Origin of the sequence: Turicibacter sp. T129 (assembly GCF_025594975.1) — a bacterium.
Classification (GTDB): domain Bacteria; phylum Bacillota_I; class Bacilli_A; order MOL361; family Turicibacteraceae; genus Turicibacter; species Turicibacter bilis.
This window is the reverse complement of sequence record NZ_JAMQUU010000074.1, coordinates 1-5,040: the sequence shown is the minus strand read 5'-3', so window position 1 is coordinate 5,040 and position 5,040 is coordinate 1. Positions and strand designations below refer to the sequence as shown.

Here is a 5,040-nt window from a genome sequence, read left to right as displayed (position 1 = left end):
ATATAGCCACTTGGGGCTGACACCTCGTGGAAGATATATTCTCCATGTGCTAATCCTACAATTTGATGTGCTTTATCCGTTGAAATCCATTCTTCAACTAACTTTCCATCTTTCGTTAAGACTTGTAATGTCGCTCCCACTAATGGATTGCCATTTTCATCTACTTTTAATAATTCTGTTACTGTTGGCAAATCTTGTCCTTGGACTACAACAGTTTTTGCTTCATCTGTCACTTTAAATGATACGTCATTCATCAGCATATAACCACTTGGGGCTGACACTTCGTGTAAAATATACTCTCCATGTGCTAACCCTAAAATTGTATGTGGTGCATTACTTGATAACCATTCTTCGACTAACGTTCCATCTTTTTTAAGAACTTGTAACGTTGCTCCACTTAACGGATTGCCTTTTTCATCTACTTTTAATAACTCAACTCGTGTACGATTATTAACCGCAGTTAAATTAATAATTGTTCCATTTTGATTAACACTAAAACGAATAGGACTTGTTAATAATTGATGATTATTTAAAGTTCTTGTTTCAACTAAGTAATAATCTCCATATAAAAGTCCACTTTTTCTAATCAGACCTAAACTATCTGTGGTTAAGGTATCAATTAATTGGTTATTACCATCATAAAGAGCAAATTCAACATTTTTTAATACTGAACCATCATCAGAAGATTTTAGTAACTCAAATCCACCTTTAATATAATCATTTACAAATTCAACAGTCGTTGTTTGATTAGCCTTTACTTCGATTGTTTTTGGAGTTGGATCTAGTAAATATGGTACTGGAACTGAAACTTCTGTCACAGTATATTTACCGATAGGAATATTTGTGGCATTAATACGTCCATTAGAATCCGTTGTAAATGTCTGATCGTAATTGTTTCCTGTAATACGGAATTTAGCACCTTGAATAATATTTCCACTTGTCGATTTTTTCAAGATTTCATACGTTCCTATTGCATTAACATTAATTTTTAAATAAGCATTAACTGGGTCATCTTGCCCTCCCGTCACTAAATCCTGTTTTGTTGATGATACCCAATATAACGTACTTCCACCAGTTGTAGCTTTTTTCGTTAAGCGTAACGTCACATTAGGATTAGGATTTGTGGTTGTTAATGTTAATTTATTTCCACTTTGAGAAACTTTAACATCACCGTTATCAGATATAACTTTATATTTCGATAATACTCCATTAGTATCCGTTAAAGTAGTTGTATAGGCAGAACCATTCCAAGTCAATGTCGTTTCTTTTGCGTTAAAACGATTATCACTCATAAAAGATGGAATAACACCATGTAATCGAACATCTTCAAGTAAATTTGAATATAAACGATTACGACTATCATATTTTTGTACCAACTGCCCCCAAATCATACCCCAAGAGGGCTGATTTGCGACAACTTCCCAAATAGCCACTTGGGTTGCGACATATGAATCATCTGAATAATCTCCATTATTGCCGTAGCCATACATTAAAATTTGATTAATCTTTTCTCTTTGAGCATATGTTAATCCATTATATCCACTCGACATATTACCACCAGTTTCATGAACAATCCCAGGTTCTATACAAAAAGCGGTATACTCAACTCCACCAGTAGTAGCATAAAGTTTTGGTATCCCTCGTGTTGTTTTCCAAGTTGAGATAATGCTCGAAAAATCATATGCGGTATTAGATATACGATATTTCTCACCAACATAAGCAGTTGCTAATGACATTAATCCATCAGCAGTAACAACAATATAATCATCACTATCATATGATTCATCTTCTGAAATCAACTGAAGCTGTGATTCGTCTTTAGGTGGATTATCAATCTCTTTTACTTTTTGATTTTCAATCGCTACTTCTTCTTTAACAATCGGCTCTTGTTCCTCAACATCTTCAATCGTTGGCTCATTCAGATTCTTAACATCTTCAACAGATTCAACCACTTCATTATTAGTTGATTCTGCATAAGCCACCCCTGTATTTACAAATGGTTGAAATAAGAGTGAAATTGCTAAAGTTAGATTCAAAAATTTATTTTTCATGATCTAACTTTCCTCTCTTTTGCTTAATTTTTTTGTATAAAAAAAAGACTATTGATTGTAAAAAAATAGTCCTTTTTTTATTCTTCATCATCTTCTTCCTCAATGGTTGGTGTCCGATCAATTACTTTTGCAAGTTTTTTTAATTCCTCGTCTGATAATCGACCTTCGCCATGTGCGATTAAAGATGTTTTGACAGCTTCTAACTTATCATCTAATGTTGTCATGATCTAACCTCCTTTCTCCATGATACTATATTAACACATTTATTCTATAATTTTTTGCAACGATTTTTGCAACGATTTTTGCAACGATTTTTTGCAACGATTTTTTGCAACGATTTTTTACAACGATTTTTTACAACGATTTTTTACAACGATTTTTTACAACAAAAATAAAAAAGAGTAAGAATGGAATCTTACTCTTCCTCAATATATGTGTTTTTTTATTAAAACTGAATATGACTAAATTTAAAATAATCTCTATATGTTAATTTACCCAATTTTAATTTTCGGTAAAATTCATTAATTGCTTTAACCTTTAATGTTGCAATTGTTCTTTCACTATAATTTGTATGTAATGCTAACCATGTATTATTTTCTTTTTCAACTAAGCTATAATAAATTAACTTTCTTTCGATTTCTTGTAATTCATTAAATATATGTGCAAATTCTCTAAACCATAAAATAAAATCTTTTTTCTCATCAACTGTCAGTATTAACTTAAATTCATAAGAATTGTTTGAAAATTTTCTTTGACTTTCAGATGCTTCATTACTTGTTGTTACATTACTTTTAATTTCTATAACTTCATCTGTATAATCAATTAATTTATCCAATTCAATTTTATAACCATTATTCTCATTAAAAATTCTATTTACTTTCTTACCGTAAGATTCTTCTAAAATATACTTCATATTCATAATAAAATTCATTTTTTTTATAACAAATTCTTTCATTTTTTTGTTTTTTTCACGCTCAATATTTTTTCGTTCTTTTTCTACTCTCTCAAAAAAATCCATGCCCAACTCTCCCAATCCTTTTTTCGACAATAAAATTCTTTTTCTTTCAAAAAAATACAACATAGTGCATTATATTACATAATTTATCACAAAGTTTACATTTTGTAAACTCATTTAGTATACAAAATGTGTATTTATTCGACGATGGGGTATTTTGTGTTGTTTTTTAGTCTTTATTATTTTAAAAAAAAAGAGTTATCACATAATTACAATATAAAAGAAAGTTGGCATTAAGTAAAAATGACGAATTACCAAATTGACTATAAAAAGAATTTAGCTAGAAATTTAAAATATTATAGAGAACTAAATGATTTAAAAGCATATGAATTAGGAAATTTATTGCACGTAAGTAAATCTACAATTTCTAGCTGGGAAACTGGAACAAGATCACCAGATATAAATATTCTTGTGAAAATTTCAGAAATTTTTAATATTTCATTAGATGAACTCGTAGGAAAAAAAAAAGAACAGCCTAATAAAAAAGCTGTCTTAAGATTAAAAGATATTTTTAAAAATGAAGATGTTAGTCTCTTAACAAGAGAACTTACATTTTTAAGTGATTTTGAATTAAATGAAATTAAACTAACAATTCAGCTAATTGAACAACGTAGGAATCAATTAAAAAAACATTAATTATCGAATTAAATAAATTAATACATTTCCATCAGATTGAACAACCATTTCCAAATTGAAATAAGTTCTTCCCCAACTCGCTGCTTGCTCCATTTGATAACCAATATAACCAATCACATCTTCGTTATTAACTGGCATATAAGATGATTGCCAAGGACTCGCATACCCATCTAATTCACGATTCATAGATGCCTCATAAACCATTCCTAAACTATTTCCTTTTGCAATTAGAGTTGATTTGATGTAATTCCAATCTAAAATATCAACTGGCTTTTGTGGTTTAGGTTGCTCAACAACAGGTGGAGTTGATGGTGTCGAAGAAGAACCATTATTTGATGATCCAGTGCTACTTGATGAATTGTTATTTGATGAACTACTGCTTGACGATCCAGTGCTACTTGATGAATTGTTATTTGATGAACTACTGCTTGTTGATCCTGTATTACTTGATGAATTGTTATTTGATGAATTACTGCTTGTTGATCCAGTGCTACTTGATGAATTGTTATTTGATGAATTACTGCTTGACGATCCAGTGCTACTTGATGAATTGTTATTTGATGAATTACTGCTTGTTGATCTTGCACTACTTGATGAACTATTGGTGCTAGATGTATTACCACTTGTCTTTCCTGTACTATTAGTTGACTCAGTTATAGATTCATCCTGTTCAAGTGATTCATCTTTTAACTCAGTTTCATTCTCTGAATCCTCAGATTCTTCCTCTCCATCATCTAAATCTTCAAGATCACTCTCTTGATCTTCAACTAAATCAGTTACTTCTACATCATCTAATTTTTCATCTTGTTGTGCTACTGGTTGACACCCTCCAAATAATAAAGTTGCAACCGCCAATAGAATACTTAAATTATATTTTTTCATCTTTATTTCCTCCTAAATTTCCTAAATTAACTATATTTTAAATATTATTTTACAAGAATAAATCACCAATAATATTTATTTTAAATTTAACCATTTAATTTTTCTCATTTGCTATGAAGAACATCACATATAACATCATCCGGAGTAATGTCCAACTCAGCAGTTAATGTTTCAAGAATATTATATACTAATGAAACTTTTTCTTCCTTACTTCTATTCTTTAAATTCTTATGTACCATTAAAGAAGCAAATTCTAGTTCTTCAATTTTGGTAACTTCAATGATCGCCAACGTTTTTTTATCCATCTTATCACCTTTAATCTACAAAATCTAACATTGAATTAATGTATAAAATTGATTATACTAGAAATGTTGATATTAACTCAACAATCTTTTTAAGTAGCCTAGTCACCTCCAAGTAATGTCTAGGCTACTTTTTTTGGCTCTTTGTCAACTG

General features: G+C 30.0%; 6 protein-coding genes. 1 reads left to right on the top strand and 5 read right to left on the bottom strand.

All coding sequences use genetic code 11. The features are described 5' to 3' along the window. From NEH75_RS11460 to NEH75_RS11450, 3 genes are all read right to left on the bottom strand, one after another. Positions 1-2,051: SpaA isopeptide-forming pilin-related protein (locus NEH75_RS11460; RefSeq protein ID WP_262941099.1), on the bottom strand; the 2,051-nt coding region annotated here is incomplete at its 3' end. Positions 2,052-2,128: 77 nt separating this feature from the next. Then, positions 2,129-2,275 (bottom strand): hypothetical protein, encoded by a 147-nt coding sequence (locus tag NEH75_RS11455; RefSeq protein WP_155062388.1) that lies wholly within the window; start codon positions 2,273-2,275, stop codon positions 2,129-2,131. 221 nt (positions 2,276-2,496) lie between these two features. Then, the gene (locus NEH75_RS11450; protein ID WP_155062389.1) at positions 2,497-3,069 is read right to left on the bottom strand and encodes a hypothetical protein; all 573 of its coding nucleotides are present in this window, start codon (positions 3,067-3,069) and stop codon (positions 2,497-2,499) included. Between the two features lie 240 nt (positions 3,070-3,309). Between NEH75_RS11450 and NEH75_RS11445 the strand changes: the two genes are divergently transcribed. Continuing rightward, positions 3,310-3,702: a helix-turn-helix domain-containing protein gene (locus NEH75_RS11445; protein WP_155062390.1), complete on the top strand. Its 393-nt coding sequence runs from the start codon at positions 3,310-3,312 to the stop codon at positions 3,700-3,702. On the opposite strand, the gene NEH75_RS11440 is transcribed toward NEH75_RS11445, so the two are convergent. Then, on the bottom strand, positions 3,703-4,584 hold the full coding sequence (locus NEH75_RS11440) for a hypothetical protein (RefSeq protein WP_155085625.1): 882 nt from the start codon (positions 4,582-4,584) through the stop codon (positions 3,703-3,705). A 104-nt stretch (positions 4,585-4,688) separates the two neighbouring features. After that, on the bottom strand, positions 4,689-4,889 hold the full coding sequence (locus NEH75_RS11435) for a hypothetical protein (RefSeq protein WP_151922525.1): 201 nt from the start codon (positions 4,887-4,889) through the stop codon (positions 4,689-4,691). Positions 4,890-5,040: the final 151 nt, after the last annotated feature.